The organism is Onishia niordana (assembly GCF_004798965.1).
Lineage (GTDB): Bacteria > Pseudomonadota > Gammaproteobacteria > Pseudomonadales > Halomonadaceae > Onishia > Onishia niordana.
Window position 1 is genome coordinate 190,572 of record NZ_SDSD01000005.1, and the last position, 25,776, is coordinate 216,347.

At 61.4% G+C, this 25,776-nt stretch carries 30 protein-coding genes; 22 read left to right on the top strand and 8 right to left on the bottom strand.

Features of this window, described 5'->3' with window-relative positions; all coding sequences use genetic code 11:
- Window positions 1-3 precede the first annotated feature (3 nt).
- From ETC27_RS11280 to ETC27_RS11300, 5 genes are all read left to right on the top strand, one after another.
- On the top strand, window positions 4-549 hold the full coding sequence (locus ETC27_RS11280) for an adenine phosphoribosyltransferase (protein ID WP_136255093.1): 546 nt from the start codon (window positions 4-6) through the stop codon (window positions 547-549).
- Between the two features lie 36 nt (window positions 550-585).
- Window positions 586-1,089 (top strand): xanthine phosphoribosyltransferase, encoded by a 504-nt coding sequence (gene gpt / locus ETC27_RS11285; protein WP_136255094.1) that lies wholly within the window; start codon window positions 586-588, stop codon window positions 1,087-1,089.
- 40 nt (window positions 1,090-1,129) lie between these two features.
- Complete coding sequence (gene ung / locus ETC27_RS11290) at window positions 1,130-1,813, top strand: uracil-DNA glycosylase (protein WP_136255095.1); 684 nt, start codon at window positions 1,130-1,132, stop codon at window positions 1,811-1,813.
- A 102-nt stretch (window positions 1,814-1,915) separates the two neighbouring features.
- Window positions 1,916-2,545 carry a uracil phosphoribosyltransferase gene (gene upp / locus ETC27_RS11295; RefSeq protein ID WP_136255096.1) on the top strand — a complete coding sequence of 210 codons (630 nt, stop codon included), beginning with the start codon at window positions 1,916-1,918 and terminating at the stop codon, window positions 2,543-2,545.
- A 158-nt stretch (window positions 2,546-2,703) separates the two neighbouring features.
- A complete protein-coding gene (locus ETC27_RS11300) occupies window positions 2,704-3,945 on the top strand; it encodes a uracil-xanthine permease family protein (RefSeq protein WP_136255097.1) in 1,242 nt (413 codons plus the stop codon).
- Between the two features lie 17 nt (window positions 3,946-3,962).
- Here ETC27_RS11300 and ETC27_RS11305 read toward each other — a convergent pair whose 3' ends face one another.
- Window positions 3,963-4,544, bottom strand: a complete 582-nt coding sequence (locus tag ETC27_RS11305; RefSeq protein ID WP_136255098.1) for a cupin domain-containing protein — start codon at window positions 4,542-4,544, stop codon at window positions 3,963-3,965.
- Between the two features lie 188 nt (window positions 4,545-4,732).
- Here ETC27_RS11305 and mobA point away from each other — a divergent pair, with 188 nt between their 5' ends.
- The 7 genes from mobA to ETC27_RS11340 all read left to right on the top strand — a co-directional run bounded on the left by mobA (window position 4,733) and on the right by ETC27_RS11340 (window position 10,020).
- Window positions 4,733-5,329: a molybdenum cofactor guanylyltransferase MobA gene (gene mobA, locus ETC27_RS11310; RefSeq protein WP_136255099.1), complete on the top strand. Its 597-nt coding sequence runs from the start codon at window positions 4,733-4,735 to the stop codon at window positions 5,327-5,329.
- Window positions 5,330-5,367: 38 nt separating this feature from the next.
- Complete coding sequence (gene mobB, locus ETC27_RS11315) at window positions 5,368-5,976, top strand: molybdopterin-guanine dinucleotide biosynthesis protein B (RefSeq protein WP_136255100.1); 609 nt, start codon at window positions 5,368-5,370, stop codon at window positions 5,974-5,976.
- Window positions 5,973-7,268: a molybdopterin molybdotransferase MoeA gene (gene moeA, locus ETC27_RS11320; protein ID WP_136255101.1), complete on the top strand. Its 1,296-nt coding sequence runs from the start codon at window positions 5,973-5,975 to the stop codon at window positions 7,266-7,268. The genes mobB and moeA overlap by 4 nt, the downstream gene beginning before the upstream one ends.
- Window positions 7,269-7,318: 50 nt before the next feature.
- Window positions 7,319-8,116 carry a cyclic pyranopterin monophosphate synthase MoaC gene (moaC, locus tag ETC27_RS11325; protein WP_136255102.1) on the top strand — a complete coding sequence of 266 codons (798 nt, stop codon included), beginning with the start codon at window positions 7,319-7,321 and terminating at the stop codon, window positions 8,114-8,116.
- A 2-nt stretch (window positions 8,117-8,118) separates the two neighbouring features.
- A complete protein-coding gene (gene moaE, locus ETC27_RS11330; RefSeq protein WP_136255202.1) occupies window positions 8,119-8,580 on the top strand; it encodes a molybdopterin synthase catalytic subunit MoaE in 462 nt (153 codons plus the stop codon).
- Complete coding sequence (gene moaA, locus ETC27_RS11335; protein ID WP_136255103.1) at window positions 8,568-9,557, top strand: GTP 3',8-cyclase MoaA; 990 nt, start codon at window positions 8,568-8,570, stop codon at window positions 9,555-9,557. Before moaE ends, moaA begins: the two co-directional genes overlap by 13 nt.
- Window positions 9,558-9,735: 178 nt before the next feature.
- Window positions 9,736-10,020: an H-NS family histone-like protein gene (locus ETC27_RS11340; RefSeq protein WP_136255104.1), complete on the top strand. Its 285-nt coding sequence runs from the start codon at window positions 9,736-9,738 to the stop codon at window positions 10,018-10,020.
- 125 nt (window positions 10,021-10,145) lie between these two features.
- On the opposite strand, the gene ETC27_RS11345 is transcribed toward ETC27_RS11340, so the two are convergent.
- Complete coding sequence (locus ETC27_RS11345; protein ID WP_136255203.1) at window positions 10,146-11,753, bottom strand: ribonuclease J; 1,608 nt, start codon at window positions 11,751-11,753, stop codon at window positions 10,146-10,148.
- Window positions 11,754-12,025: 272 nt separating this feature from the next.
- Here ETC27_RS11345 and purU point away from each other — a divergent pair, with 272 nt between their 5' ends.
- The 3 genes from purU to ETC27_RS11360 all read left to right on the top strand — a co-directional run bounded on the left by purU (window position 12,026) and on the right by ETC27_RS11360 (window position 14,619).
- On the top strand, window positions 12,026-12,880 hold the full coding sequence (gene purU / locus ETC27_RS11350; protein ID WP_136255105.1) for a formyltetrahydrofolate deformylase: 855 nt from the start codon (window positions 12,026-12,028) through the stop codon (window positions 12,878-12,880).
- 62 nt (window positions 12,881-12,942) lie between these two features.
- Complete coding sequence (locus ETC27_RS11355) at window positions 12,943-13,614, top strand: energy-coupling factor ABC transporter permease (RefSeq protein ID WP_136255106.1); 672 nt, start codon at window positions 12,943-12,945, stop codon at window positions 13,612-13,614.
- A 420-nt stretch (window positions 13,615-14,034) separates the two neighbouring features.
- Window positions 14,035-14,619: a TMEM165/GDT1 family protein gene (locus ETC27_RS11360; RefSeq protein WP_136255107.1), complete on the top strand. Its 585-nt coding sequence runs from the start codon at window positions 14,035-14,037 to the stop codon at window positions 14,617-14,619.
- Here ETC27_RS11360 and dinB read toward each other — a convergent pair.
- Together dinB and lexA are read right to left on the bottom strand one after the other, a co-directional pair.
- Complete coding sequence (gene dinB, locus ETC27_RS11365) at window positions 14,616-15,749, bottom strand: DNA polymerase IV (protein ID WP_136255108.1); 1,134 nt, start codon at window positions 15,747-15,749, stop codon at window positions 14,616-14,618. The two genes, ETC27_RS11360 and dinB, sit on opposite strands and share 4 nt — an antisense overlap.
- Window positions 15,750-15,796: 47 nt before the next feature.
- The gene (gene lexA / locus ETC27_RS11370; RefSeq protein WP_136255109.1) at window positions 15,797-16,468 is read right to left on the bottom strand and encodes a transcriptional repressor LexA; all 672 of its coding nucleotides are present in this window, start codon (window positions 16,466-16,468) and stop codon (window positions 15,797-15,799) included.
- Window positions 16,469-16,753: 285 nt separating this feature from the next.
- Here lexA and ETC27_RS11375 point away from each other — a divergent pair, with 285 nt between their 5' ends.
- The 5 genes from ETC27_RS11375 to ETC27_RS11395 all read left to right on the top strand — a co-directional run bounded on the left by ETC27_RS11375 (window position 16,754) and on the right by ETC27_RS11395 (window position 20,439).
- Window positions 16,754-17,422: a TetR/AcrR family transcriptional regulator gene (locus ETC27_RS11375; RefSeq protein ID WP_136255204.1), complete on the top strand. Its 669-nt coding sequence runs from the start codon at window positions 16,754-16,756 to the stop codon at window positions 17,420-17,422.
- 3 nt (window positions 17,423-17,425) lie between these two features.
- The gene (locus ETC27_RS11380; protein WP_136255110.1) at window positions 17,426-17,944 is read left to right on the top strand and encodes a L,D-transpeptidase; all 519 of its coding nucleotides are present in this window, start codon (window positions 17,426-17,428) and stop codon (window positions 17,942-17,944) included.
- Between the two features lie 64 nt (window positions 17,945-18,008).
- The gene (gene nagZ / locus ETC27_RS11385; RefSeq protein WP_136255111.1) at window positions 18,009-19,052 is read left to right on the top strand and encodes a beta-N-acetylhexosaminidase; all 1,044 of its coding nucleotides are present in this window, start codon (window positions 18,009-18,011) and stop codon (window positions 19,050-19,052) included.
- A gap of 4 nt (window positions 19,053-19,056) precedes the next feature.
- Window positions 19,057-19,635: a hypoxanthine-guanine phosphoribosyltransferase gene (locus ETC27_RS11390; RefSeq protein ID WP_136255112.1), complete on the top strand. Its 579-nt coding sequence runs from the start codon at window positions 19,057-19,059 to the stop codon at window positions 19,633-19,635.
- Window positions 19,636-19,704: 69 nt separating this feature from the next.
- Window positions 19,705-20,439 (top strand): S-methyl-5'-thioinosine phosphorylase, encoded by a 735-nt coding sequence (locus ETC27_RS11395; protein WP_136255113.1) that lies wholly within the window; start codon window positions 19,705-19,707, stop codon window positions 20,437-20,439.
- A gap of 67 nt (window positions 20,440-20,506) precedes the next feature.
- Here ETC27_RS11395 and ETC27_RS11400 read toward each other — a convergent pair whose 3' ends face one another.
- Window positions 20,507-21,364 (bottom strand): PhzF family phenazine biosynthesis protein, encoded by an 858-nt coding sequence (locus ETC27_RS11400; protein ID WP_136255114.1) that lies wholly within the window; start codon window positions 21,362-21,364, stop codon window positions 20,507-20,509.
- A gap of 100 nt (window positions 21,365-21,464) precedes the next feature.
- Between ETC27_RS11400 and ETC27_RS11405 the strand changes: the two genes are divergently transcribed.
- Window positions 21,465-22,391 carry a LysR substrate-binding domain-containing protein gene (locus ETC27_RS11405; RefSeq protein ID WP_136255115.1) on the top strand — a complete coding sequence of 309 codons (927 nt, stop codon included), beginning with the start codon at window positions 21,465-21,467 and terminating at the stop codon, window positions 22,389-22,391.
- On the opposite strand, the gene ETC27_RS11410 is transcribed toward ETC27_RS11405, so the two are convergent.
- Entirely contained in the window at window positions 22,388-23,323 is a 936-nt protein-coding gene (locus tag ETC27_RS11410; RefSeq protein WP_136255116.1) for a cupin domain-containing protein, read from the bottom strand. The genes ETC27_RS11405 and ETC27_RS11410 overlap by 4 nt on opposite strands.
- A gap of 122 nt (window positions 23,324-23,445) precedes the next feature.
- Here ETC27_RS11410 and ETC27_RS11415 point away from each other — a divergent pair, with 122 nt between their 5' ends.
- Complete coding sequence (locus tag ETC27_RS11415) at window positions 23,446-24,330, top strand: NmrA family NAD(P)-binding protein (RefSeq protein ID WP_136255117.1); 885 nt, start codon at window positions 23,446-23,448, stop codon at window positions 24,328-24,330.
- A 259-nt stretch (window positions 24,331-24,589) separates the two neighbouring features.
- Here ETC27_RS11415 and ETC27_RS11420 read toward each other — a convergent pair whose 3' ends face one another.
- Together ETC27_RS11420 and ETC27_RS11425 are read right to left on the bottom strand one after the other, a co-directional pair.
- A complete protein-coding gene (locus ETC27_RS11420) occupies window positions 24,590-24,976 on the bottom strand; it encodes a tautomerase family protein (protein ID WP_136255118.1) in 387 nt (128 codons plus the stop codon).
- A gap of 69 nt (window positions 24,977-25,045) precedes the next feature.
- Window positions 25,046-25,750, bottom strand: a complete 705-nt coding sequence (locus tag ETC27_RS11425; RefSeq protein WP_136255119.1) for a DUF4336 domain-containing protein — start codon at window positions 25,748-25,750, stop codon at window positions 25,046-25,048.
- Window positions 25,751-25,776 lie beyond the last annotated feature (26 nt).

Sequence of the window (25,776 nt, forward strand, 5' to 3'; positions counted from 1 at the left end):
TCGATGAGCATCTACGGCGACTATATTAAATCCGTGATTCGCACCGTTCCCGACTGGCCGCAGTCGGGGGTCAACTTCCGTGATATCACGCCGCTTCTGCAGAACAGTGCTGCCTTCCGCAAGCTGATCGACAGCTTCGTACACCGCTATCAGGAAATGGATATTGATGCCGTGGCAGCCATTGATGCGCGCGGTTTCATTATCGGCGCGCCGCTAGCCTATGAGCTTGGTTGTAGCTTTGTGCCGGTGCGCAAGAAGGGCAAGCTGCCGTTTCGCACCATCACCGAAACCTACACCTTGGAATACGGCAAGTCAGAGGTCGAGCTGCACGCCGATGCCTTCCAGCATGGCGACCGCATCCTGATCGTTGATGACCTGATTGCAACCGGCGGCACCATGTGCGCCGCGGCTAACCTGATCACCCGCTCCGGTGGCCGTGTGGTCGAGACGGCAACCATCATCGACCTTCCTGAGCTCGGTGGTTCCGACAAGATTCGCGAGGCCGGCTACAGCGTCTTCGCGGTCTGCTCCTTCACTGAGGACGAGTGATTCCCGTCCTTTCCGTTCCGTTTTTGGTATTCCGTCATGAGCGCCAATCGCTATCAGCAACACTTCATTGTTTCCTGGGACCAGCTGCATCGTGATGTTCGCGAGCTTTGCCATCAGCTGGTCGAGCGCGACTTCAAGGGCATCATCGCCATTACCCGTGGTGGGCTGATCCCGGCAGCCCTGATCGCGCGCGAGCTCAACCTGCGTTTGATCGATACGGTATGTATCAAGAGCTACGACCACATGGATCAGGGCGGTCTTGAGGTCATGAAAGGCATTGATCATGACGGAGATGGCTGGCTGTTGGTGGATGACCTGGTCGATACCGGCAAGACCGCACGCAAGGTGCGCGAAATGCTGCCCAAGGCCCACTTCGCCACGGTGTATGCCAAGCCGGAAGGGCGGCCGCTGGTCGATCAGTTCCTGACCGAGGTGGGCCAGGAGTGCTGGATCCAGTTCCCCTGGGACATGGGCGTTGCCTATGTCGAGCCGCTGGCGGATCGGATGCGCAGCGAGGCGTCTGGCCAGGGCGATGCCTGAGGTCGAAACAGCGCAGCGTTCGTTGAAGGGAGCCGATCTTATGGAAAGCCCGCTGCCACAGAGTTGGGATCGTTATCTGGGCGCTGAATTCGGCGCCCCCTACATGCAAGAATTGCGTGACACCCTGGCCAAGGACAAGCGCGAGCATCGGGTCATCTATCCGCACTCCGCGAACTGGTTTCGCGCTTTCGAGCTGACCCCGCTCGATCAGGTCAAGGTGGTGATCCTCGGTCAGGACCCTTATCACGGCCCGGATCAGGCGCATGGGCTGTGCTTCTCGGTACAGCCTGGGGTCAAGGTGCCACCGTCGCTCAAGAACATCTACAAGGAGCTTTCAAGCGACCTTGGATGCACGCCCGTCGAGCATGGCCATCTCGAGCGCTGGGCGCGCCAGGGCGTGCTGTTGCTCAATACGGTGTTGACCGTCGAGGCGGGTCAGGCGGCGTCACATCGTGGCCGGGGCTGGGAAACGTTCACGGATAGGGCCATTGCTACCGTCAGTGAGGCCTGTGCGCCCTGTGTCTTTCTGCTGTGGGGAAGTCATGCCCGCCAGAAGAAGGCATTGATCGATACAAGGCGCCATCTGGTGCTTGAATCGCCGCATCCCTCGCCACTTTCGGCGCACCGAGGCTTCTTTGGTAACCACCATTTCTCGCAGGCAAATGCCTTCCTCGCCGAGCATGGCCGCCCCCCTGTTGACTGGCAACTGCCTGATCAGCCTTAACCTCTTCGATCGATCCGGGTAGAATGGCGCGCAATTTGTGCATGGTCTTCATGCGACAAAGCCGCCATTCGTCCCATCCCGTGCCCGAAGAGGTCCGCCGCCATGAGCGTTCATGCCATCAACCACCCCTTGGTCAAGCACAAGCTCGGCCTGATGCGTGCCAATGACATCAGCACCAAAAGCTTTCGTGAGCTGGCAGGGGAAGTGGCCAAGCTGCTGACCTACGAAGCCACTCAGGATCTCGAGGTCGAGCCGACCACCATCGAGAGCTGGAGCGGCGAACCGATCCAGATCGACCAGATCAAGGGCAAGAAGGTCACCATCGTGCCGATCCTGCGTGCGGGCCTTGGCATGCTCGATGGCGTCACCGACCTGATCCCCAGCGCTCGCATCAGCGTGGTGGGGCTCTATCGCAATGAGGAGACGCTCGAGCCGGTGCCGTACTTCGCCAAGTTCGCCAACGACATCGAAGAGCGTCAGGCGATCGTCATCGACCCGATGCTTGCCACCGGCGGCTCGATGGTGGCAACGCTTGATATGCTACGGGAACGGGGCTGTCAGCAGATGAAAGTCATCGTGCTGGTCGCTGCGCCAGAGGGCATCAAGCGTGTCCAGGCGTCCTACCCGGATATCGAGATCTACACCGCGGCGGTGGATGAGCGTCTCGACGAGAATGGCTACATCGTGCCGGGCCTCGGTGATGCCGGCGACAAGATATTCGGCACTCGCTGATGTTGACGTGATAGACCCTGACGCCCCTGACGTTTTCACGCAGGGGCGTTTTGCTGTGTCCTGAATGTACATGTCCAGAAAACACATGCTCTGACAATAACGAGACCCTTGAGCATATGGGGGTCGATGCCTTTGTTCCTGAATGCGGAGAACCTGACATGACCGATACGGTCGCCGGCGCCGAGCCGACACAATCCTTGCTTCGCACCCTGCTGACCGGGGTGCAGATGCTGTTCGTGGCCTTTGGTGCCTTGGTGCTGGTGCCATTGCTGACAGGGCTCGACCCTAATGTGGCGTTGTTCACGGCGGGTATCGGCACGCTGGTATTCCACAGCGTGACGCGTCAAAGCGTGCCGGTCTTTCTGGCGTCGTCGTTTGCGTTTATCGCGCCCATTCAGGGCTCGGTTCAGAACTTCGGCATTCCCGCGACCATGGGGGGCTTGATGGCGGCGGGCCTTGTCTATGTGGTGATCTCGCAGATCGTGCGCCTCAAGGGCACCGCCTGGTTGCACCATCTGCTGCCCGCGGTGGTGGTGGGGCCGGTGATCATGGTGATCGGGCTGGCACTGGCGCCGGTGGCGGTCGATATGGCTACCGGCGAAACCAGCGATAGCATTGGCTCTGGTCAGGCGCTGGTGTTGTCGATGTCGAGCCTTCTGGTGACGTTGGTACTGGCAGTCTTTGGCCGTGGCCTGATCCGGCTGGTGCCGATCATGGGCGGCATCATCACTGGTTACGTACTGGCGCTGCTGATGGGGCTTGTCGACTTCACACCCGTGAACAATGCGGCCTGGCTGGCGCTGCCGTCATTCACGGCCCCGACATTCCACTGGGCGGCGATACTCTTCATGATCCCGGTGGCCATTGCCCCGGCGGTAGAGCATATAGGCGACATGGTGGCCATCGGTTCGGTGACCAGGAAGAACTACCTCGAGAAGCCAGGCCTGCATCGCACGCTGCTGGGAGATGGTCTGGCCACCAGCGTCGCCGCGCTGCTCGGTGGCCCGCCCAATACCACCTATTCCGAAGTCACGGGGGCGGTGACGCTGACCCGCGCCTTCAACCCGCGAATCATGATCATCGCCGCCGTGACCGCCATCGTGCTGGCCTTCCTTGGCAAGCTCGGCTCATTGCTACAGACGATCCCATCACCGGTGATGGGTGGCATTATGACGCTGCTGTTCGGCTCGATCGCAGTGGTGGGCATGAACACCCTAGTACGGGCCGGCCACTCGCTGACCGCGCCGCGTAATCTGGTGGTCGTGTCGCTGATTCTGGTCTTCGGCATTGGCGGCATGCAGGTGGGCGGTGGACAATTCACGCTGCAAGGCGTGAGTCTTGCTGCACTGGTGGGCATCGTGCTCAACGCCGTGTTGCCGCCGGCCAAGGAAGGTGAGTAAACGAGTAAGCCAATGATTCAGGCGTGATGCTGCTCATCTCCGCCGTCCGAGAAGGACGGCGGGGTATTGGCACTGACGATCACGCATTCGCTGGTCCCCATGTTGCGAAAGCGGTGGGGCAGGCGTGAGTCGAAGTAGTAAGCATCGCCTGCCTCCAGCTGCTGAATGTCGTCGCCGACCTGTATCTCGATGGTGCCGGCGATGATCACCCCGCCTTCTTCCCCTTCGTGCTCCAGCATCTCCTGGCCGGTATCGGCACCGGGCGGGTAGTGCTCATGGATGATCGACATGCTGCGATTGGGTCGGCGCGCCCCCACCAGTTTCCAGGACAGGGTGTTGTCGCCGATCTCGGTGAGCTCGCTGGATCGGTAGAAGACCTGTTTCTGGGAAATGCTCTCGCCAGCGAAGAACTCACTGATGGAAACTGGCATGGCATCGAGAATCTTCTTAAGCGAACTCACCGACGGGCTGACACTGTTCTGCTCGATCAGTGAAATGGTGCTATTGGTGACGCCAGCCCGTTTGGCCAGTTCGCGCTGCGACAGATCTCGCGACAAGCGCATCTGCTTGAGGCGGTTGCCAACATCAAATCCACTCATGGGCGGCCCTTGTTGAAGATCTTTTACGTCATGATACCCACTCATGAGCGGGAACTTAAGAGCATGACGTTTTCTAGACTGCGACCTTGGTGGTCAACTGTCATGATAAGGGTTCGTGCCAGGTGGCTTTGCGTTAGGCTGTCATTAGTCAGAATCCTTGTGAATCAGGGGCCAAACGGGAGCGTTAGATGACGCATGATGATGTAACGGGTGTAATCCTGGCTGGCGGCCAGGGGCGTCGCATGGGCGGTCGCGACAAGGGGCTGGAGCCCTTTGGTTCAGCGCGGTTGATCGAGTATGCCAAACGCAGCCTCGACGGCCGGGTAGCCGAGGTGCTGATCAATGCCAATCGGCATCTCGACGATTACCGGGCGTTGGGGTGTCGCGTGATCAGCGACCGGGAGAGCGGCTATCAGGGGCCCCTTATGGGGATCTGGAGTGGGCTTGAGGCGGCTCAAACGCCTTGGGTGGTCATCGTGCCCTGTGATAGCCCGGCACTGCCCGACGACCTGGTGGCGCGGTTGATTGCGGCTATCGGAGAGGCTGATATCGCCGTTGCCCATGATGGCGAGCGGGATCATCCGGTTGTGGCACTGATTCGCCGAGATCTGACCGCCGATCTTGGTGAGGCACTTAAAGAAGGCGAGCGCAAGATCGATCGATGGTACGCCCGCCATGTCTGGACGCGGGCAGACTTCAGTGATTGCCCCGCGGCCTTTGCCAATCTCAATACCGAAGACGACAAGGCTCGGCTGGCACAGCAGTTGCGAGCCGGCGACGCATAAGGAGCCAGATACGTGCCGCACGAAAAGGGTCGCAACCCATGAGTGAGCAGACTCGACACAGTCTCCAGCTGGCCGATGAGCCATTGCCGCTTTTGTGCATCGCCGCCTGGAGCGGAACCGGCAAAACGACCCTGCTTGAGGCGCTGCTGCCGCGTCTGGCGGAGCGGGGCATCCGTGCCGCGGTGATCAAGCATGCGCATCACCAGTTCGATATCGATCAGCCGGGCAAGGATAGCCATCGCCTGCGTGAGGCCGGTGCCACGCCGATGCTGATTGCCTCACGTTCCCGCATCGCGCTGATGATGAATACCCCGGGGCAGAATGAAGAGCCCGATCTGGCGGCGTTGATCGAGCAGGTGCGACCGCTGGCCCCGGACCTGGTGCTGATCGAGGGGTTCAAGGCCTGGCCGCTGCCTAAGCTTGAGCTTCACCGCTCCTCGCTTGGCAAGCCGCTGCGAGCCACCGATGATCCCTGGGTGCGGGCGGTGGCCAGCAGCACGCCGATCACCTTGCCGACAGGAGTCGAAGCGCTATCGCTCGATGATCTTGATGCGCTTACCGACTGGGTGGCCGGCTGGCCCAGCCGCTGGCCAGAGCAGCGCGGCCTGCCGGCGCGTCGGATGACGGATCAGGAGGTGGAGAAGTGAGCCTATCCTGTTTTGATCTCGGCGAGCGCATGTTGTCGGTGGACGAGGCGCTGGACGCCATTCTGGGGTTTGCCGCGGGTTCGTCTCCCGTGCAGCAGACGCTGCCCTTGGCCGACCTGCGTGGTTGTGTGCTGACCGAAGATGTCACCTCGCCGATTGATGTGCCGCAGAACACCAATGCCGCCATGGACGGCATCGCCGTGGCATGGCCGACCGATGCTGTGACGTCTGTGAAGGAAGATGACGCCGAGTACGCCTTTCTTGAAGTGGTGGGCGAATCCCTGGCCGGCCACGGCTATCATGAGACAGTGCCTGCGAATGCGGCGGTGCGCATCACCACCGGTGCCCCGATGCCGGCGGGTACCGATACGGTGATCATGAGCGAGCAGCTCGAGGCGTCATCTTCCGATGACGAGCGACCGAGCGTAAGGGTCACACGCCCCGAGACGGTGAAGACAGGTCAGAATGTACGCCAGGCAGGCGAAGATGTGCGTCGCGGAGCCGTGGCGCTGACCGCGGGCACTCGGCTGGCCGCCGAGCACCTTGGCCTGCTGGCTTCCTTGGGTATCGACAGGGTCCGGGTCTCTCGGCGCTTGAGAGTGGCCATCTTCTCGACCGGCGACGAGGTGACCGCGCCCGGTGAGGCACTGCCGGCGGATGGCATCTATGATGCCAACCGCTTCTCATTACATGGGCTGCTCGCCGCCATCGGAGTCGAGGTCATCGATCTGGGGATCCTTGCAGATTCCGAGCAGGGGATGGTCACGGCCCTGCGTGAAGCGGCTGAGTCGGCGGATATGGTTATCACCAGCGGTGGTGTCTCGGTGGGCCAGGCGGACTGGATCAAGCCTGCGCTTGCCGAGACCGGGGCGCTTGGTTTCTGGCGTATCGCCATGCGCCCGGGTCGGCCGCTGGCCTTTGGGCGCCTGGGTGCCGAGCGCGTACCGTTTTTCGGCCTGCCGGGAAATCCCGTGGCCGTGATGGTGACCTTCCTGCAGTTTGTTCAGCCACTGATACGTCGCCTTCAGGGCGAGCATGACTGGCAGCCACTGAGGCTCAGGGCGCGTGCCGAAGATGCACTAAAGAGTCGTAACGGACGCGTGGACTTTCTGCGTGGTGTCTATCACTCTGATGAGAGTGGGCAGCTCTGGGTGCGCAGCACCGGCCACCAGGGATCCGGTATCCTCTCCTCAATGGTCGCCGCCAATTGCCTGATCGAAATCCCGGCATCTGACGCGAGTGTCGAGGCGGGTGATGCGGTGTTGCTTCAACCATTTATGCATCGCGGTTAATGGTGCGACAATATGGTATGTACGATTCAATTACGAGCGGGTGATCCTGTATGAGCCTGACCCATCTTAATGCCCGCGGCGAGGCCCACATGGTCGATGTGGCCGACAAGGTCGAAAGTCAGCGAGAAGCCGTCGCCAGTGGACGCATTCGCATGCACCCAGAGACGCTCGCCCTGCTGGCCGACGGCGAATTGCCCAAGGGCGATGTGCTCGCCACGGCCCGTATCGCCGGCATTCAGGCAGCCAAACGCACCCCCGAGCTGATTCCGCTCTGTCACGCGTTGCCGCTATCCAAGGTAGCCATCGAGTTTCGTCTTGATGAACCGAGTTCAAGCGTCGAGGTCAGTGCCACCTGCCGTCTCAATGGCCGTACCGGTGTTGAAATGGAGGCGCTGACGGCCGTGTCGGTGGCCTGCCTGACGCTTTACGACATGTGCAAGGCCGTCGACAAGGACATGGAAATTGGCGAGATCCGCCTGGAAAGCAAGACCGGCGGCAAGTCCGGTGATTATCGTCGCCAGGCGGTGAGTTCACCCATCGTTACCGGTGCTTCGCGCCATGCCGATCCGGGACTGGCGCTGGCGACGGCGGAGCCCACTGTCCATATCAAGTGTCTGGCCGAGCTGCGTGAGCGACTCGGTGTCAGTGATCTGGACATACCCTTCGATACATTGGAAAGCGCTGATATCGCCGGCCTCAAGGCGGCGCTTATCGCAACGGATGCCCGCTTTGCCGGTCTCAATGAAGGGCGGGTACTGTGCGCGGTCAATCAAGTGATGGGTGGCGATCAGACGCCGCTGACCGACGGCGATGAAGTCGCCTTCTTTCCGCCGGTAACCGGAGGGTGATGATGATCCGCGTGCAGCAGAAGGCCTTTGATGCCGGTGCCGAGCAGCAGGCGCTGTTGCAGGGCCGCAGTGATATCGGCGCCGTCGTCAGCTTTACCGGTCTGGTACGAGACTTCAATGAGCGCCCGGACGTAAGGGCGCTGACGCTTGAACATTATGCCGGCATGACGGAAAGGGCACTCGAAGCTATCGTCGAAGACGCAGAGAGTCGCTGGTCCCTCCAAGGGGTGCGGCTTATCCATCGGGTGGGGTGCCTGGAACCGGGAGATCCCATCGTGCTGGTGGTGGTCGCTAGCGCTCATCGTCGCTCGGCGTTCGAGGCCTGCGATTTCATCATGGATTATCTCAAAACGCGCGCTCCCTTCTGGAAGAAGGAGCACACTGCGAGCGGTAACTATTGGGTCGCCGAACGCTCGAGCGATCATCAGGACGCCGCGCGTTGGGAGGAAGAATGCAACAATTGATCGACAACTTCGATCGCCGCATTACCTATGTGCGGATCTCGGTCACAGATCGCTGTGATTTTCGCTGTGTCTATTGCATGAGCGAAGAAATGACCTTCCTGCCACGCAACCAGGTCCTGTCCCTGGAAGAGCTGGAAATGGTTGCCCAGGCGTTTGTCGAGTTAGGGGTCGAGAAGATTCGTCTAACCGGGGGAGAGCCTTTGGTCAGGCGTGGCATCGGCGAGCTTGTCGGTAAAATCGGGGCGCTGCCTGGCCTCAAGGATTTCGCCATGACCACCAATGGCGCGAGTCTCGACAAACACGCTGAGGTGTTGAAGGAAGGCGGCCTCGAGCGGCTTAATATCAGTATTGATTCCCTCGATCCAGAGCGGTTCCGGCAGCTCACCAGAACCGGTGAGCTGGATAAGGTGATCGGTGGTATTCGTGCCGCCAAGGACGCCGGTTTCTCGCGCATCAAGCTCAATGCGGTGATCCTCAAGGGCCGCAATGACGATGAAGTGCTCGACCTGGTCGAGTTCGCCCGTAATGAAGGTCTCGACATCAGCTTCATCGAGGAAATGCCGCTCGGGGATGTATCTGACCACTCGCGGGCCGAAACCTTCTGCTCAAGTGATGAGGTGAGGGAGCGTATCGAATCGCGCTATCCGCTGATGGCTTCTGCGGAATCAACCGCAGGTCCCTCACGTTATTTCCGCATGGCCGACAGCGATACGCGCATCGGCTTCATATCGCCTCACAGCCACAACTTTTGCTCCTCCTGCAATCGCGTCAGGGTGACGGTGGAAGGACGCTTGCTACTGTGCCTGGGTAACGAGCATTCGGTCGATCTTCGTGAAGTATTGCGTGAATATCCCGGCGACATGGACGCACTCAAGACACGCATCATCGACGCCATGCCCCTCAAACCCGAGAAGCATCACTTCACTACCGACGGTGACGTGCAAGTGGTTCGCTTCATGAACATGACGGGTGGCTGAGCCTTTTCTGGCCAGATCGCGATATAAGGTGTCGATATAAATAGTGACAAGAACCGGCCCAATAGGCCGGTTTTTTTATGGGTAAATTGTGCCTATTTCTTGCCAAATAATGGACTGTGCATATACTTTATTCTCCTGTAGTTATCGGTTTTTTAGCACTCGACAAGTGGAGAAGCCAATGTCATCGGAAACGCTCGAGCGCATTGCTCGCAATAAGAATGTCGCACGCGCAGCGGCACGGCAGCTGAGCATGGAACAGTTGCACAAACTGGCTGAGGTCATTGGCGAAGTCATCGAACAAAAGCAGGAAGAAGAACGCGATCGCCAGCAGGAAGAGCGGATGAAAGAGCAAAAGCTCGCGGAGATTCGCGAAGCGATCAATGATGCGGGGCTTTCCGTGGATGATCTGGTGCCGGAGCAACCCAAGCGCCGTCGCGGACGTCCGCCCAAGGATGCCAAGTGATCTGCATGCCAAGTAATCTGCATTATCGGCCACCCGCTGCCTCGCCGCATGATGTGTCGCACACCGCATGAACTGACGGTCAAACTATCGGTGAGCGAGTGGCCAAAGCATGCGGCTTAATCTGATTAAGACGCCCCGACGGGTGCCTCTTCGACAGGTGGTTCTGCGGCCAATAGTTGCAGATGCACTGCAGGCAGATGGCGCAGGCGCTCGCCTAGGTAGTGCATCAGGCTTGGTTGAAGCTGCTGGCGCAGTTCGGCGAGATTATCGGCCGATAATTCGCCAAGCCGCTCATCCAGCCAGTCCGCGAACGCCTCTTCATCAAGCGGCGTGGACGTTGAAATGTCGATCAGAAGGCGACCGATGCGTGTCCAACCTTCATCAAGGGGCGTAACCGGCAACGCAAGGAAGAGACTGCCGTTGCGTTCATGTCGGCCAGACTGGGGATCATTGAGATCCGGCACCGGGGTCACCGCTTCCTGGCTGATGATGCAGGGGGGCTGGGGATGGCGCGACTCTCGGGTCAGCCCTTCACCGTCGAGACGAATTAGATCACCATTGACCGGCACCAGCGGCGCTACAATGCCTCGGGCTTCGGCCAGTTCCCGGTGCGCCTGCTGGTGGCGGTGCTCACCATGAACGGGCAGTAGATGGCGCGGCTTCACCCAGTCATAGAGCGTGTTCAGCTCATCCTGATACGGATGGCCCGAGGCATGAATTTCCGGGTGATCACGTTCGTCGAACAGCGTCACCCCGAGCTGGCGAAGGCCGTGTTGCAAGCGCTCGATGAGTCGCTCATTGCCCGGGATCGCCTTGGCGGAAAAGATCACGCTGTCGCCAGCGGTGAGCTCGAAATCCCCATGGCGGCCTCGTGCCAGACGTGACAGGGCGGCTCTTGGCTCGCCCTGGCTGCCGGTAGCAATCACCAGTACCTCTTCTGGCGGCAGGTAGCCGAGGTCACGCACGGGCACTAGCGGCGGGAAATCATCGAGATAACCAAGACCCCGGGCGACACCCACCATGCGCTCCATGGAACGCCCCATCAGGCTGACGCGGCGCCCACAGCGCTGAGCGGCAAGGCCGATGGCCAGCACCCGGTCCAGGTTGCTGGCAAAGCACGACACGATCACGCGGCCACTGCAGCTTGCTATGGTGCTTTCCAGCGCCTCGGCAACGTCACGCTCGCTACGCGAGTGTCCGGGCAGCGGCGCATTGGTGGAATCACCCACTACTAGGTCGACCGGCGCGATGCCACGATACAGTTGCTCATCGACCGGCTTGCCGATCATGGGCGCCGGGTCCAGCTTCCAGTCCCCGGTATGCAGCACCCTCTGCTCGGGGGTGGTGATCAACAGCGAGCAGCTCTCGGGGATGGAGTGCGTCAGCGGCAGGAAGCGCAGACCGAAGGGGCCGGATTCCATGGCCTCGCCAGGATCGATGATGTGGATGTCGTTGGTGGCAAGGCCACGCTCGGCGAACTTAGCGCGAAGCAGGCCCGCAGCCAGCGGTGTGGCATGGATCGGACATCCCCACTGGGGCCAAAGCCAGGCGGCTGCGCCGATGTGATCTTCGTGACCGTGGGTGATGATCAACGCCTGCGGCTTGATATCGAGGGTCGCAAGCGTCGTCAGATTCGGCACCTGAAGGGGGCTGTCAGGCAAGTCCTGGCGGATCATCATGCCGCAGTCCACGGCAATCCAGTGTCCGTTGTAGCCGTAGAGATTGAGGTTCATGCCGATCTCTCCGCACCCACCGAGCGGCAGGAAATGCAGAGGCGGGCGGCGGCGAGGGCGAATCTGGACACGAGGTCGGGACATGACGAACACGATGTAGCGAAGAGTCGTTTCATCATACGCATCTGGTGAGGGCTGCGACAACGCGATGCGCGATGCATGGAGTGTTTCGGCGCGGGTGAATTGGTTACACTTGTTTTCCTGGCGGCTCGCCAGTAGCCATCACTGTTTTCTGTTGTTTTCTCTTCTGGTTATTAACTGACGGTCAATCCATGTCTCATTACTATCGCTTGGTGGTCTCCTGCCCCGACCGCGTCGGCATTGTGGCGCGTGTCTCGAACTTCCTCGCAGGTCATGGTGGCTCAATTACCGAAGCCAACCAGCATTCCGATCTGACGAGCGGGCGTTTTTTCATGCGTTATGAGGTGGTCGCGGAATCGCTACCCCTCGACGCGGACGGCTTTCGTGACAACTTTGCGCCGATTGCCGATGAATTCGAGATGGACTGGAAGCTGACCGATACTCGTCGTCCGCAGCGGGTCGCTGTGCTGGTCTCTCGCGAGTCTCACTGCCTGGTTGATCTTCTCTATCGCTATACGGCGGGCGAGCTCGATTGCGAGATTCCCTGCGTGATCTCCAATCACGACGATCTGCGTTCATTGGTCGAATGGCACGGTATTTCTTTCCATCACGTCCCCGTCGACCCCAGTGACAAGGCCCCGGCCTTCGCCGAAGTCGAGCGTCTGGTCGAGGCGGCTCGGGCCGATACGCTGGTGCTGGCGCGTTACATGCAGATTCTTCCGCCTGCGCTATGTGAGCGTTATGTCGGTCGCGTCATCAATATTCATCACAGCTTCCTGCCGTCCTTCGCCGGCGCGCGGCCTTACCATCAGGCCCATGAGCGCGGGGTCAAGCTGATTGGCGCGACCTGTCACTACGTGACCGAGGAACTGGATGCCGGGCCGATCATTGAGCAGGACATCCAGCGGATCAGCCACTGCCATACGGCCACGGACCTGGTGCGTTTCGGCCGTGACGTGGAAAAAGCCGTGCTGTCGCGAGGGCTTCGCTGGCACCTGCAGGATCGCGTACTGATTTACGGCAACAAGACCATCGTCTTCGCCTGAGGCCGAAGAGCGCGGCAATACCCGGTTAGTCACACCCGCAAAGAGGGGAGGGACGCCAACTCATGACCTTCGCCGAGAGCATTCTCGCCCCCTGGATGCTGGTGCTGTGTGGCGTACTGAGTCTGCTGGTGCTTATCTATAGCGCGCTTGGCTACCCCTGGCGCAGCCTGCTTGCCGATAGCGGCCAGCAGCATCGGCTGATGGCCGCGGCCGTCGCGATCGTGCTGCTATGGCAGTTGCGCGCTCAGGCGGTCGACTGGCTGTCGTTGCATCTGGTCTTCACCGCGCTGCTGACGCTTGTGTTTCGTGCGCCACCGGCGCTTGCGGTCAACTTGGTGGTCAATGTGGCGATGGTTGCCATCGGCAAGGTCGCCTGGCCACTGCTCGGTGTCAATGTCCTGATCAGCGGCGTCATTCCGGCATGGGTGACCGGGTGGGTCTGGCGATGCGTCGATCGCTCACTGCCAGATAGCCTGCCGGTCTTTCTGTTCGTGTGCGGCTTCTTCGGCGTGGCGTTGGCCACTCTGGTCGCGGGGCTTGCCACGGTGGGTATCGTCTTTCTCGGCAACAGTGATCCCCAGGCCTGGTTCCTGGTGCGCGAGTATGCGCTCTTCCTGCCCCTTTTGATGCCAGCCGAGGCCTTTATCAGCGGCATGCTGCTCAGCCTGCTGCTGGTCTACCACCCCCACTGGGTGGCGACCTTCAATGCCCACCGTTATATCGATACCAAATAAAGCCTCGTGACGATGGTCCATAACGCCTACTGACTCGGCATGTGAGAGAACGTGTGAGAGAACGTTTGAGAGGACGCGTGAGAAGGGCCAGGAGGCCTTGATAGGGTTGTGAGGCGTGGGATAAATCGCTATTATCTTCGGCGTTTTGGGGGAGTAGTTACTTTCCAACCGCCTTCCTTGGGTGTGTCCGAGAGCCTGTCAGCAACATCGACAGCCAGCCGCGACACCCCTGCAAGAAGCGACCGAGAATGGTCGATGTCAACAAATTTGGTCGCGACGACCATGGCATCGACGACCCGGGCCTGGCCTTTATCACCAGCCTGCCCAAGGTCAAACGAGACTCAGAACATGATGTGCTTCCGGGGCCGGCGGCACGTCATGTTCTGTATCGTCTAGTGGCCGGCCCGGGGGAATGTTTCATTGGACGCGCTAATCACTTCTGGTCTGGCCATCGGATTGGCTGAAATCGGTGACAAGACGCAGTTGCTCACCTTGCTGCTGATTGCCCGCTTTGCCCGACCCTGGCCAATCTTCTGGGCCATTGTGGTCGCCACCCTGATCAATCACGGCGTATCGGCCTGGTTGGGTGCCACCCTTGTCGATCTGATCGATCCCCGCCTGATGACCGCCCTGGTGGGTATGGCCTTCATTGGCATGGGTCTTTGGCTGCTCAAGCCTGACGATGAAGATGGCCTGGAAGCCGGTGCCCCCGGCCATGGCGTCTTTTTGACCAGCTTCGTGCTGTTTTTCCTTGCCGAGATCGGCGACAAGACCCAGATCGCGACCGTGTTGCTGGCCGCTCGCTTCGAAGACGTGCTGATGGTGACGCTGGGCACCACCCTCGGCATGCTTGCCGCCAATGCGCCGGTGCTGTGGCTGGGGGCGCGTTTCTGCGAACGCCTGCCGATGCGTGCCATCCACCTATTGGCGTGCCTGGTGTTTATCCTGCTCGGGATTTGGGTGGTGATTGTCGAGGCGAAAGCCTGGCAATGGCTAACGGGCTAGGCGCCCTGAGATGAACCGGATGAGCCAGTGGAGAGGAAAGGGGCGGGCGTTTCTGTCGTGTCGTCGAGTTCGCCCTCGAACAGCGAGAGCTGGCGGCGGGCGTCGGCCGATACCAGGCGGCCCCCCACGCCCAGCAGGCGCACCGGCTGTGCCGCTCTCGACCAGGCTTGCTCGAGCAGGCGGTTAAAGAGCTCGGTACTGACCGAGGTGCCCTGGCATTCGAGGCTGGTAAGGGTGAAGTCGCTGAAGCGCACCTTGATGAACAGCTTGTCCAGCGGCGGCTGGCCGTGGCGTTCGACGCGGCTGGCGAGCCGCTCGATCAGCGGCAGAAGCGCTTCCTGGCAGGCGGCGAGGTCCGGTAGATCGTGGTGGAAGGTGGTCTCGACGCTGATCGACTTGCGCTCCCGGTGCGTGCGCACCTCGCGCTCGTCAATGCCGCGAGCCAGCTCGAAGAGGCGTTTGCCGAACTTGCCGAAGCGATCCAGCAGGGTCTCGATGGGCCAGGTACGCAGGTCCTCGCAGGTGGCAATACCCATGGTCTCGAGCTTGGCCGCGGTGGCGGGGCCGACGCCATGCAGGCAGGTCACCGGCAGGGTGGTGATGAAGCCATCGACGTCATCCGGCGTGATCACGGTCAAACCGTCCGGCTTTTCCCAGTCGCTTGCGATCTTTGCCAGAAACTTCGAGGGTGCCACGCCCACCGAGATGGTGATGCCGGTGCGCTTGAAGGCCTCGGCCTTGAGCCATTGCGCCATCCAGGTGGCGCTGCCCTTGAAGAGATCCACGTCGCTGACGTCGAGGAAGGCCTCATCGAGGGAGAGGGGCTCTACCAGCGAGGTCAGCTCGTAGAAAATGGCCTGAATGTCCCGGGAGACTTCCCGGTAGCGCTCATGATTGCCACGCACCAGCACCAGGTCGGGACATAGGCGCAGGGCACGTGCGGTGGGCATGGCCGAGCGAACGCCGAAAGCGCGGGCGGGATAATTGCAGGTGGCAATCACCCCGCGTTGATCCACCCCGCCCCCGACGGCTATGGGCACGTCTCTCAGGGCAGGGTTGTCGCGCATTTCGACTGCGGCAAAGAAACAGTCGCAGTCGGCATGCATGATCTTGCGTGGCGTGCCGGCCATGTCTGTCGGTCCGTTTATCTCGTTGGGTAGGTCGTAGAAGCGTTCAATCAGTGCAGCGCCTGACCGTTGCCACCGCGAATTACCCCCACACCGACACCCTCGATTTCCAGCTCCTGATGGCGCAGGTCGATCTCGATGGGAGCGAATTCCTCGTTCTCGGCCAGCAGCCAGACCGTATGGCCCTGGCGTTTGAAACGCTTCACCGTGACTTCCTCTTCGATACGTGCAACGACGATCTGACCGTCGCGGATACGCTCGGTGCGGTGCACGGCCAGCAGGTCGCCTTCGAGAATGCCGATGTCCTTCATCGACAGCCCGCGAACCCGCAGCAGGTAATCGGCACGCGGCGTGAAGTAGTCGGCCGGCAGTGGGCAATAGCGGTCGATATGGGCCGTTGCAAGGATCGGGCTACCCGCCGCGACTTCACCGATGATCGGTAGACCCTGTGCGCTTGACTCAGGCGCGCTGGCGGCCTTGGGTTCGCTCTCGGCGGTTTCGGCTTCCATTGCCGGCAGCCGAATGCCGCGCGAGGTGCCGGGCACCATACGAATCGCGCCTTTCTTGTCCAGGGCCCGTAGGTGTTCCTCGGCGGCGTTAGGCGAGCGGAAGCCCAGAGCGCGGGCAATTTCGGCGCGAGTCGGGGGATAGCCCAGTTCGCTCATGGTCTTGACGATGAAGTCATAGACGTTCTGCTGGCGCGGTGTCAGGGGGCGTGTCATACGGCCTCCGCCGGTGGTCACTAAGGATGTTTGGTCAAGTATACAGTATGTGATTGCATCCAGTAATCCGGTGAGCGTTTTTCATCAACACCTTCCGCAGCGCTCAGTACGTCATACAGAAAGCTCAGCAACGTCTTGCAGTAATAAGCCCAGCAACATCCCTTTTATGCCCTTGAGCGGGATCGAACTGGATTTTCTGTACCGTTGTGACATTCTGATACCCAACATAGAATTGGAATATGTTTTAAACATTCGTTTATTGGTGACAGGTGACGAGGCATGAGCATGGCCCAGACCGATACTGTGACGCGGATTCTTGATACCGCAGAGGTCCTGTTCGCGGAGCGCGGCTTTGCCGAAACCTCCCTGCGGACGATTACCAGCAAGGCCAAGGTCAATCTGGCGGCCGTGAACTACCATTTTGGCTCCAAGAAGTCGCTGATCCAGGCGGTCTTCGCGCGCTACCTCGACCCCTTCACCGTGCGCTTCCACGAAGCGCTCGATGGGCTGGAACGGGACTATAAAGGCCAGACCATCCCTCTTGAGGTGCTGCTTGAAACCATGGCCCGCTCGGTGCTCGAGGTGCCTGCCGAGCGCAACAGCCTTAAGGTGTTCATGAAGCTGTTGGGGCTCGCCTACAGCCAGGCGCAGGGTCATCTGCGCCGCTACATTCAAGAGCACTATGGCAGCGTCTTCACCCGCTTCACGGACCTTGTCCGACAGGCAACGCCCGAGCTACCGGACGCCGAGCGTTTCTGGCGCCTGCACTTCGTGCTCGGCACGGTGATTTTCACTCTTTCAGGCCTGGATGCCCTGCGCGATATCGCCGAGAAGGATTATCACGAGCATGTGACCGTGCGTGACCTGGTGCGTCGTCTGCGCCCGGTCGTGGTAGCCGCGCTTCAGGCGCCTTTGCCTGAGGAGCCGAACGACTCCGTCCAGGTAGCGGGGTAGGGCATGCGCACGCCACGACTCGACGCATTACCGCCCGCCAATGGCCCCTGGCTTGAAATCGATGTAACGGCTCAGCGCCTTGTCGTATGGCAGGGTCGCGAGCGCCAGGCCGAGCATGCGATCTCAAGCGGTGAAGCCGGTCACGGCCAGCATGATGGCAGCGGCCAGACACCGCTGGGTTGGCACTATGTGCGTGCCGCGATCGGCGACGGCCAGCCAGCGGGCTGTGTCTTTCGGGGCCGCCGACCGACCGGCGAAGTCTATTCATCGGCACTTGCCGCCGCCCACCCCAAGCGCGACTGGATTCTGACCCGTATTCTCTGGCTGTGCGGTCTCGAGCCCGGCTATAACCGCGGTGGAGGCGTCGACTCCCAACGACGTTACATCTACCTGCACGGCACGCCGCCCACCGAACCCATGGGCGTGGCCGCCTCTCATGGCTGTATTCGCCTTCGTGATGAGACTTTGCTCGAGGTGTTCGCCGTTGCCGCCCCGGGCACGCCGGTCTGGCTGCATGACTGAGCGTCTGTTGTCAGACGAGACATTGCTCTAGAATTCTCCTCCTTCAACGCCAAGGAAGATCAAGATGACGCAACCGCTGGGTTCAGTGATGCTGGATCTCGAGGGTCCCCATCTGACGCCTGAAGAGGCTGAGATGCTCATTCGCCCCGAAGTCGGGGGCGTGATTCTGTTTGGGCGCAATGTCGAAGACGCGACCCAGGTTCAGGCTCTGTGCGCCGCGATTCGCGCCGTACGGCCGGACCTGCTGCTTGCCATCGATCAGGAAGGCGGGCGAGTACAGCGCCTTCGTCGTGGTGTGACCCGGCTGCCGGCCATGTCTCGCCTGGCCGAAGGTTTCGACGCTGATTCCCAGGCCGCACTGCAACACTGCCAGGACGCCGGCTGGCTGCTGGGCATGGAGATGGCCGCCTGCGGGCTGGACATCACCTTTGCCCCGGTGCTCGACGTCGATGGCGGCGAGTCTACGGTGATTGGCGATCGCAGCTTTTCCCATGAGCCGGAACAGGTCAGCCGGCTGGGTGGTGCTTTCATTGCCGGTCTCAACGAGGCCGGCATGGCCGCGGTGGGCAAGCATTTCCCCGGGCACGGTAGCGTGGCCGCCGACTCGCATCACGAATTACCCGTCGATCCTCGGCCACTTGCCGACCTGCGGGCGCATGATCTGGTGCCCTTTGCCGCCCAGGCATCGCGACTCGGCGGCGTAATGCCCGCGCATGTGGTCTATTCCGCCTTCGATTCCCGGCCGGCGTGCTTCTCGCGCAACTGGCTGGGCCTTTTACGTGAAGAGCTCGGCTTCAAGGGCGCGATCTTCTCGGATGATCTGTCGATGGCCGGCGCCCATGTTGCCGGCGGCCCCGGTGAGCGCACCTTGGCCGCGCTGGATGCCGGCTGCGACATGGTGCTGATGTGCAACGACCGCGCCGCGGCACTTGAAGCGCTGGACGCTTGCGTGGGTCGTGCCAGCAAGCGCCAGGCCAAGCTGCGCTATGGCCGCGCCCGCCCGAGCCTCGAGAACCTGCCGGCCTTGGGGCGCTGGCGCCGCGTGCATGCCCGGCTCGAAGCCCTGGCCAATGGCGAACCCCCTTCTACACTCCCAACCGATTCGTGACCCCATGACTCCAAAAGCTTCTGCCTCCGATGCGTCTCTGGCCGCCATGCGCGACATCATGGACAACGCCGATTGCCTGATTTCCCAACAGGAAGTCGAGCGGGCGCTGGACCAGATGGCCGATCGCATCACCGCCGATCTCGGCGACAAGCTGCCGGTCTTCTACTGCGTGATGAACGGCGGGCTGATCACCACCGGCCACCTGCTGACCCGGCTCGGCTTTCCGCTTGAGGTCGATTACCTGCACGCGACCCGCTATCGCGGTGGCACCCGCGGCGGCGAGCTCTTCTGGCGTGTCTCGCCCGAGGTGCCGATGGCCGGCCGCCACGTGGTGATCGTCGATGACATCCTCGACGAGGGCTCGACCCTGGCCGCCATCCTGGCCTACTGTCGGGAAGCTGGCGCCGCCAGCATCTCCACCGCCGTGCTGGTCGACAAGCACCACGACCGCAAGGCGGTACCGGGACTCAAGGCCGACTACTGCAGCCTCGATGTCGAGGACCGCTACGTGTTCGGTTTCGGCATGGACTACAAGGGCTACTGGCGCAACGCGCCGGGGATCTTCGCGCCCCAGGGGATGTGAGCACTTAACATGCTCAGCTCGTCACAGTGCTCCGTGAATCTCTGCCATCGCTAACAAGGAACATTGCGCATGCTGGCTATTATCGGCGGGACCGGCCTCACCCAAATGGAAGGGCTGGAAGTCACCAAACGGCACAGCGCCGAGACCCCTATCGGTACGGCATCCGGTGCCGTGCTGGAAGGGCGGCTCGGTGAGCATGATGTACTGTTCCTGGCCCGCCATGGCCACCCGCACAAGCTGCCGCCGCATCGCATCAACTACCGTGCCAACCTCTGGGCGCTCAAGCAGGCCGGGGCCAGCCGCATCGTCGGCGTCAATGCCGTGGGTGGCATCGACCCCGTCCATGCGCCCGAGGCTCTGGTGGTGCCCGATCAACTGATCGACTACACCAGCGGGCGCGAATCGACCTACTTCGATGGCCGCTTCAAGACCTTGAAGCACATCGACTTCTCTTGGCCCTACGACCAAGCGCTGCGCCAGGCGGTGCTGGAAGCGGGCAGGGCAGCTGGTGAGGCCCTGCACGATGGTGGCATCTACGGCTGCACCCAGGGGCCACGGCTCGAGACCGCCGCCGAGATCGCCCGCATGGCGCGCGACGGCTGCAGCCTGGTCGGCATGACCGGCATGCCCGAAGCGACCCTGGCCCGGGAGCTTGAAATCCCCTATGCCTGCTTGGCGCTGGTGGTCAATCCCGCCCCCGGTGTGGTCGAACGTGAGATCACCATGGCCGAGATCGAGGCCGCACTGGAAGGTGGCATCGAGCGGGTCAAGCGTGTGTTGCGGACGTTGCTGGAGGCGGGGTAGACGAGAGCTGGCCGCCTAATAGTATGGCGGCCTTTCTTTCGATGGTGACTGGCTCAAGAGGTCGGACTCAAGAAAGATATTCGACAGGTCTCTGAAGCGAGACTGCCGTACCCGACACCACAATGCCCCCCGAGGCAGGAATTGCCACCTCGAGTTGACTTGGCCGTCCCATCACGTCGCCCTGAAGCAGCGTCAACTGCGCGGGGGCCTCGATCAACTCCGCGTCGCGCAAATAGCCCCCTAATGCCGCCGCCGCTGCTCCGGTAGCCGGATCCTCCACCACGCCACCGACCGGAAACGGATCGCGCACATGAAATCGTGTAGACGATTCCCGCCACACGAGTTGGAGAGTGGTGAGATGCTCACGCAGCATCAGAGCCTTGAGTGACGCGAAGTCGTAGGATAGGGCATCGAGTCGCGCCTTGGAGGCGGTGGCCAGCACCAGATGCCAGGCGCCGGCATAGGCCACTGCCGGCGGTAGGGTTGGGTCCAGCTCATCCGCCTGCCAGCCGAGGCTTGCCAGGGCTGCCTCGACCAGGGCGGGGGCGGCGGTCCGCTGTTCTGGCGCCACCGAGACCAGCGAGGCCTGCCAGTCGCCGTCGATCTGCTCCACGGCAACCGGCACTTCGCCGACTGCCGTGGAGAGCCTATAGGTGCCAGCGCCATCGAGCTGACCCAGCACCACGCCTGCGGCGATGGTGGCATGACCACAGAAGCTGACCTCGGCCTCGGGGCTGTAATAACGCACCGTGCGCACGCCGTCATGGTCAGGGCCGAGGAAGGCCGTTTCGGAATAGCCCACTTCGGCGGCAATGCCGCGCATGGTGGCCGCATCGGGCAGGGCGTCGCCGATCCAGACGCCGGCGGGGTTGCCGCCCTTGGGGTCACGGGTGAAAGCGGATAAACGGTAGAGAGTGGCAGTCATGTCAGTGGTCCTGATCGCGGGGTAATGACTGGCATTATCGGCCTAATAGGGGTAACAACAACGTATCGTTCCTCACCCATAGGCTTAACTGGAGTAAGCCATGTCGCCTTCCTCTCGGCTACCCTTGCCCACCCTGCGCGCCTTCGAGGCGGCAGCGCGCCATGGCAGCTTCAGCGCGGCCGCGGACGAGCTGCATGTCACCGCCGCTGCCGTCAGCCATCGTATCAAGGCTTTGGAAAAGAGCCTGGGACTTCGGCTGTTCGAGCGGAAGGTGCGTGGGGTGGTGCTCACCGAGGCCGGCGTGCGCTACCAGGCGCGCATCGCCGAGGCCTTCACCCTCATCGATCGCGCCACCCGTGAGCTGAGTCAGCCGAGTCTCGACGGCCCGCTGCGGGTGTCGGCGCCCCAGGCTTTTCTGCAACATAGCCTGATGCCGCGGGTGGGCGAACTGCTGCACCGCCACCCGGGGCTGGATCTTACGCTCATGGGCGACAACCGGCTCGCCGATCTGCGCGACGGCAAGGTCGACCTCGCGATCCGGTTCGGCACCGGCAATTATCTCGGCCTCCATGTCGCGCCCCTGCTTGACGATGCCATCACGGTACTGGCTCCCTCTCTTGGTGATGGGGTGCCCGATGATTGGCGGAAAGCCTGCTTCATCGAGGACGCAAGCGCCTTGCCCACCGAGCCCTGGAGCCACTGGCGCCCATGGTGGCGAGAGGCGGGGCTGCATGCGCCGCAGGAACTGCGTCGGCTTACGGTCTCGGACAGCGGGCTGGCGCTCGCCGCCTGCCGTAAAGGGCTGGGGCTGTGTCTGTCACGTCTGTCGGTGGCCCAGGAGGCAATCGATCACGGCGAGATCATGGCCCTGCGCCCCTGGCGGCGCACCGAGTTCAGCTACTACCTGGTCAGCCTGCCGGAGGCAGCGGATGCCCCTCGAGTCGCCGCCTTTCGCGACTGGCTTAACGAGACACTATGCGACCTGCGTCAGGCGATGAAGGCGGCAATCCGTCAGCCATCAGCCTAGCGGGCCGCTGCGCGATGCTGTGCTGGGCTCATCCCCCTGACACGCTTGAAGGCGGCGCTGAAGGCATAGGGGGTGGCATAACCGACCCGTTCCGCCACACCGCTCACCGTGGCACCGGGCTGGCACAGCAAGTCCGCCGCCAGGGCCATCCGCCAGTGCTTGAGGAAGGTCATGGGCGGCTCGCCGACCCGTTCGTGGAAGCGCCGTGCCAGGGCGGCTCTTGAGGCGCCGGCCTCTGCCGCCAGAGCATCCAGCGTCCAGGGGTGCGCCGGATGGTCGTGCATGATGCGCAGGGCATGCTCCACGATGCGGTCGCCCTGATAGCGCCACCAAGCCGGTCGGTCCGCTTCCTGCCGGGCGAACCAGGCCTTGAGCACGGCAGTGATCAGCAGGTCGAGCAGGCGGTCGAGCACCGCCGCCTGCCCCGGCTCGTCAATCACCATGGCGTCGCAGAGCAGCGCCACCAGCGGCGACTCCCAGTCGTCACGAGATAACTTCAGCACCGGGGGCAGAGCGCGCAGCAGGCGGTCGCTGATATCGCTCAGTTGCTCGTAGGCGCCGACGAGGAACGTCGTTTCGCCTGCGGGATCGTTGCCCCAGGTGCGTACTCCATGAGTCATGGCCTCATCGACGGACTGGCCCGTCAGGTCGCGGCAGAGCTGGCCCGGGTGGATGACCACCTGCGGTGGCGCGTCAGTCGCGTGGGCGACGGTGTAGTGGGCCGGCGCGCGGGTGACGGCAATATCGCCAGGGCCGATCCGCAGCGGCTCGCCGTCGTCGGGCATCAGCCAGGCCTCACCGGTCACGCCGGCGATTAGCGTAAGCGGCGATTCGGCGAGGATGCGCAACGACCATGGCGCGCTCATCACCGTGCGCAAGGCGAAGGCGCCTCGTGCCCGCGGTGCGTCTAACAGTCCACCTAGAGTATCCATCGCTCGATTATAGACGGATGCGTATGCATCCGAGCACCCTACGCATGGTGGCAAACCGGCGAGCTCCCTAATCTTGAGCGGTATGGCAACCGCCAATATCGCCCCATAAGAGGAGAGCCCTCATGAACGTCACATCCCCTTCGGATCAGATCCCCCGTCAGACCCACGACGATCTCGTGCTCGTCCTGGGCGGCACCGGCAAGACCGGGCGTCGCGTCGCCGAGCGACTCAAGGCGCGCGGCGTCACCACTCGCATCGCCTCACGTTCCACGCTGCCGGCCTTCGATTGGCAGGACCCAAGCGGCTGGGGCGCAGCCCTCGCGGGTGTCTCGGCGGTCTACATCTCCTACGCCCCGGATCTGGCGATCCCCGGCGCCACCGAGGCGATCCGCCTTTTCGTGGACGAGGCTGTGTCCAGCGGCGTCCAGCGCCTGGTGCTGTTGTCGGGACGTGGCGAGGAGGAGGCCCAAGCCTGCGAGCGGATCGTCCAGGCGGCAGGTGTTGAGTGGACGGTGGTGAGGGCGAGCTGGTTCCTGCAGAACTTCTCGGAAGGCGAGTTTCTCGGCATGGTACGAGAGGGCGCTATCACTCTGCCCGCCGCGGACATTCCCGAGCCATTCATAGACGTCAACGATATCGCCGACGTGGCGGTGGCGGCGCTGACCGAACCAGGCCACGCTTATGAGACCTACGAGGTCACCGGGCCGCGCAGCCTGACCTTCACCGAGTTGGCCGATGAGATCTCACGCGCCGCCGGGCGCGAGGTGCACTTCACGCCGATCCCCCGGAACGCCTTCGCCCAGGCGCTGACCGAGTCCGGCGCGCCGGATGAGATCGTTTGGCTGCTGAACTACCTGTTCGAGACCGTGCTCGACGGGCGCAACGCCCATGTTGGAGATGGGGTGCAGCGGGCGCTGGGACGAGCACCCGCCGATGTGACGACCTTCGCCTGCCGCATCGCCGCGCGTGGCATCTGGCAGGCAGCGGACGAAGCCGCGACCGCCTGAACTGCGAGGCCTGTAATCGGGTAGGGGCATGCACTGCATGCCCCAAGCGACTCTGGTCCATGAGCTTGAAATCCCCTATGCCTGCTTGGCGCTGCTTGTGAACCCTGCCCCGGCATGGTCGAGCGTGACATCACCATGGTCGGCATCAAGACCGCGTTGGTCAGCGGCATCAAGCGGGTCAAGCGTTTGCTGAGGACGTTGCTGGAGGCGGTGTAGCCGACGACTTCTCGTCCGAAAGTCGCGGGCCACATACGTCACGTCATACTTTGACGGAGTATTTCAGGTCTCGCGCCTCATCGCCTGTCATGCCCCGAAAGCCCCAGCAGTGAGCCGGTTGTTCCTTTATCGTGATCTCGATGTCCACGGGCGAAATGCCCACCTCGGACTCTATCTTGTGGAACAGCTCTTTGATCAGCGCCTTTTGCGTCTCAGGGTTACGCCCCTGCATCATGTTGATCTCTATGGCCGTGTAGGCGGGAGTCCTTCCACCCGGATAATAGAAATCCTCCGCATCCATGGGTATGAAGCGATGAGCTCGCTTGTCTTCGGGCATACCGAGAACCGACTGCATACAGCCGTGAATGACCTCAGAAAGCTGGGCCTTGATCGGATTAAGGTGCTCTTTGATTCCATAGATGACTATCACGATGCCTCCTGCAATGTGTAATGCTTCAAACTCAGGCGCAGCATTGCTACGCCCATGTGATCTGATGTGTCATGTGACTTTTTTTGGGAGTCTCAGCCAGTTGAAAGATCTTCTAAGAAATTCGTCGGCATTTTCTTTAATTATCATTCCGTGGGATATAACGATTATTTTAGGCTCCCAGCTAAGGATTCTTTCAAGATGTCGTCGTGCCTCTAGCTTGTTGAAATAAAAGCTGTAGCGCCAATCGATGGGCATTCTCCCATTGGGCGCCAGTATTCCAGCAAATCTGGCAATCTGTCGTTTGAAGAACGGGAAGGCATCGGGTGCGAAATTTTCGATGAGGTCCGTTACTATCAAAACGCCAGACGGCTTATGAAAGAAAACACATTCCTGCGTGGCGGGAGAACCGGTGACAAGCAATTGGTCTAGCTCCGCCTCCCAGGGTGGGGGATTGGTGTTATCAAGAGGGCCGTCGAACGAAATATCATTTCGTTTACTGATCACTTCCTGTGTGCCATACAGTAAGGCTTCTGGATAGGCGTGTTGCCATTCTTCAATGAATAGATGGTGGAGATGGTTGGGGGCAATGATGTACTTAACCCGCCCAAGTGCTTCGACCTCGGCTTGTACCGCTGGCTCCAGTTGTATGGGGCTATGTACCCATAGGTTACCGGTTGAGAGCCTGATAATCGTCATTCGCGTGGTGTATAGTAACGAATAGAAATTGACTGCTTTGCCATCAAATATCCAGATGTTTTCGGCAATGTTCTCCATTCCCCACTCTCCGAGTTACATAACGC

Bases quoted from the DNA above. Each gene is read 5' to 3' on its own strand.
- mobB (WP_136255100.1), top strand. From the start codon at position 5,368: ATGAGTGAGCAGACTCGACACAGTCTCCAGCTGGCCGATGAGCCATTG.
- dinB (WP_136255108.1), bottom strand. From the start codon at position 15,749: ATGGCCGGCACGCCACGCAAGATCATGCATGCCGACTGCGACTGTTTC.
- ETC27_RS11280 (WP_136255093.1), top strand. From the start codon at position 4: ATGAGCATCTACGGCGACTATATTAAATCCGTGATTCGCACCGTTCCC.
- ETC27_RS11395 (WP_136255113.1), top strand. From the start codon at position 19,705: ATGCTGGCTATTATCGGCGGGACCGGCCTCACCCAAATGGAAGGGCTG.
- lexA (WP_136255109.1), bottom strand. From the start codon at position 16,468: ATGACACGCCCCCTGACACCGCGCCAGCAGAACGTCTATGACTTCATC.
- moaA (WP_136255103.1), top strand. From the start codon at position 8,568: ATGCAACAATTGATCGACAACTTCGATCGCCGCATTACCTATGTGCGG.
- purU (WP_136255105.1), top strand. From the start codon at position 12,026: ATGTCTCATTACTATCGCTTGGTGGTCTCCTGCCCCGACCGCGTCGGC.
- ETC27_RS11345 (WP_136255203.1), bottom strand. From the start codon at position 11,753: ATGAACCTCAATCTCTACGGCTACAACGGACACTGGATTGCCGTGGAC.
- gpt (WP_136255094.1), top strand. From the start codon at position 586: ATGAGCGCCAATCGCTATCAGCAACACTTCATTGTTTCCTGGGACCAG.
- moaE (WP_136255202.1), top strand. From the start codon at position 8,119: ATGATCCGCGTGCAGCAGAAGGCCTTTGATGCCGGTGCCGAGCAGCAG.
- ETC27_RS11415 (WP_136255117.1), top strand. From the start codon at position 23,446: ATGAACGTCACATCCCCTTCGGATCAGATCCCCCGTCAGACCCACGAC.
- moaC (WP_136255102.1), top strand. From the start codon at position 7,319: ATGAGCCTGACCCATCTTAATGCCCGCGGCGAGGCCCACATGGTCGAT.
- nagZ (WP_136255111.1), top strand. From the start codon at position 18,009: ATGACGCAACCGCTGGGTTCAGTGATGCTGGATCTCGAGGGTCCCCAT.
- ETC27_RS11355 (WP_136255106.1), top strand. From the start codon at position 12,943: ATGACCTTCGCCGAGAGCATTCTCGCCCCCTGGATGCTGGTGCTGTGT.
- ETC27_RS11410 (WP_136255116.1), bottom strand. From the start codon at position 23,323: ATGGATACTCTAGGTGGACTGTTAGACGCACCGCGGGCACGAGGCGCC.
- ETC27_RS11405 (WP_136255115.1), top strand. From the start codon at position 21,465: ATGTCGCCTTCCTCTCGGCTACCCTTGCCCACCCTGCGCGCCTTCGAG.
- ETC27_RS11380 (WP_136255110.1), top strand. From the start codon at position 17,426: ATGCGCACGCCACGACTCGACGCATTACCGCCCGCCAATGGCCCCTGG.
- ETC27_RS11300 (WP_136255097.1), top strand. From the start codon at position 2,704: ATGACCGATACGGTCGCCGGCGCCGAGCCGACACAATCCTTGCTTCGC.
- upp (WP_136255096.1), top strand. From the start codon at position 1,916: ATGAGCGTTCATGCCATCAACCACCCCTTGGTCAAGCACAAGCTCGGC.
- ETC27_RS11390 (WP_136255112.1), top strand. From the start codon at position 19,057: ATGACTCCAAAAGCTTCTGCCTCCGATGCGTCTCTGGCCGCCATGCGC.
- ETC27_RS11305 (WP_136255098.1), bottom strand. From the start codon at position 4,544: ATGAGTGGATTTGATGTTGGCAACCGCCTCAAGCAGATGCGCTTGTCG.
- ung (WP_136255095.1), top strand. From the start codon at position 1,130: ATGGAAAGCCCGCTGCCACAGAGTTGGGATCGTTATCTGGGCGCTGAA.
- ETC27_RS11425 (WP_136255119.1), bottom strand. From the start codon at position 25,750: ATGGAGAACATTGCCGAAAACATCTGGATATTTGATGGCAAAGCAGTC.
- ETC27_RS11340 (WP_136255104.1), top strand. From the start codon at position 9,736: ATGTCATCGGAAACGCTCGAGCGCATTGCTCGCAATAAGAATGTCGCA.
- ETC27_RS11400 (WP_136255114.1), bottom strand. From the start codon at position 21,364: ATGACTGCCACTCTCTACCGTTTATCCGCTTTCACCCGTGACCCCAAG.
- ETC27_RS11375 (WP_136255204.1), top strand. From the start codon at position 16,754: ATGGCCCAGACCGATACTGTGACGCGGATTCTTGATACCGCAGAGGTC.
- mobA (WP_136255099.1), top strand. From the start codon at position 4,733: ATGACGCATGATGATGTAACGGGTGTAATCCTGGCTGGCGGCCAGGGG.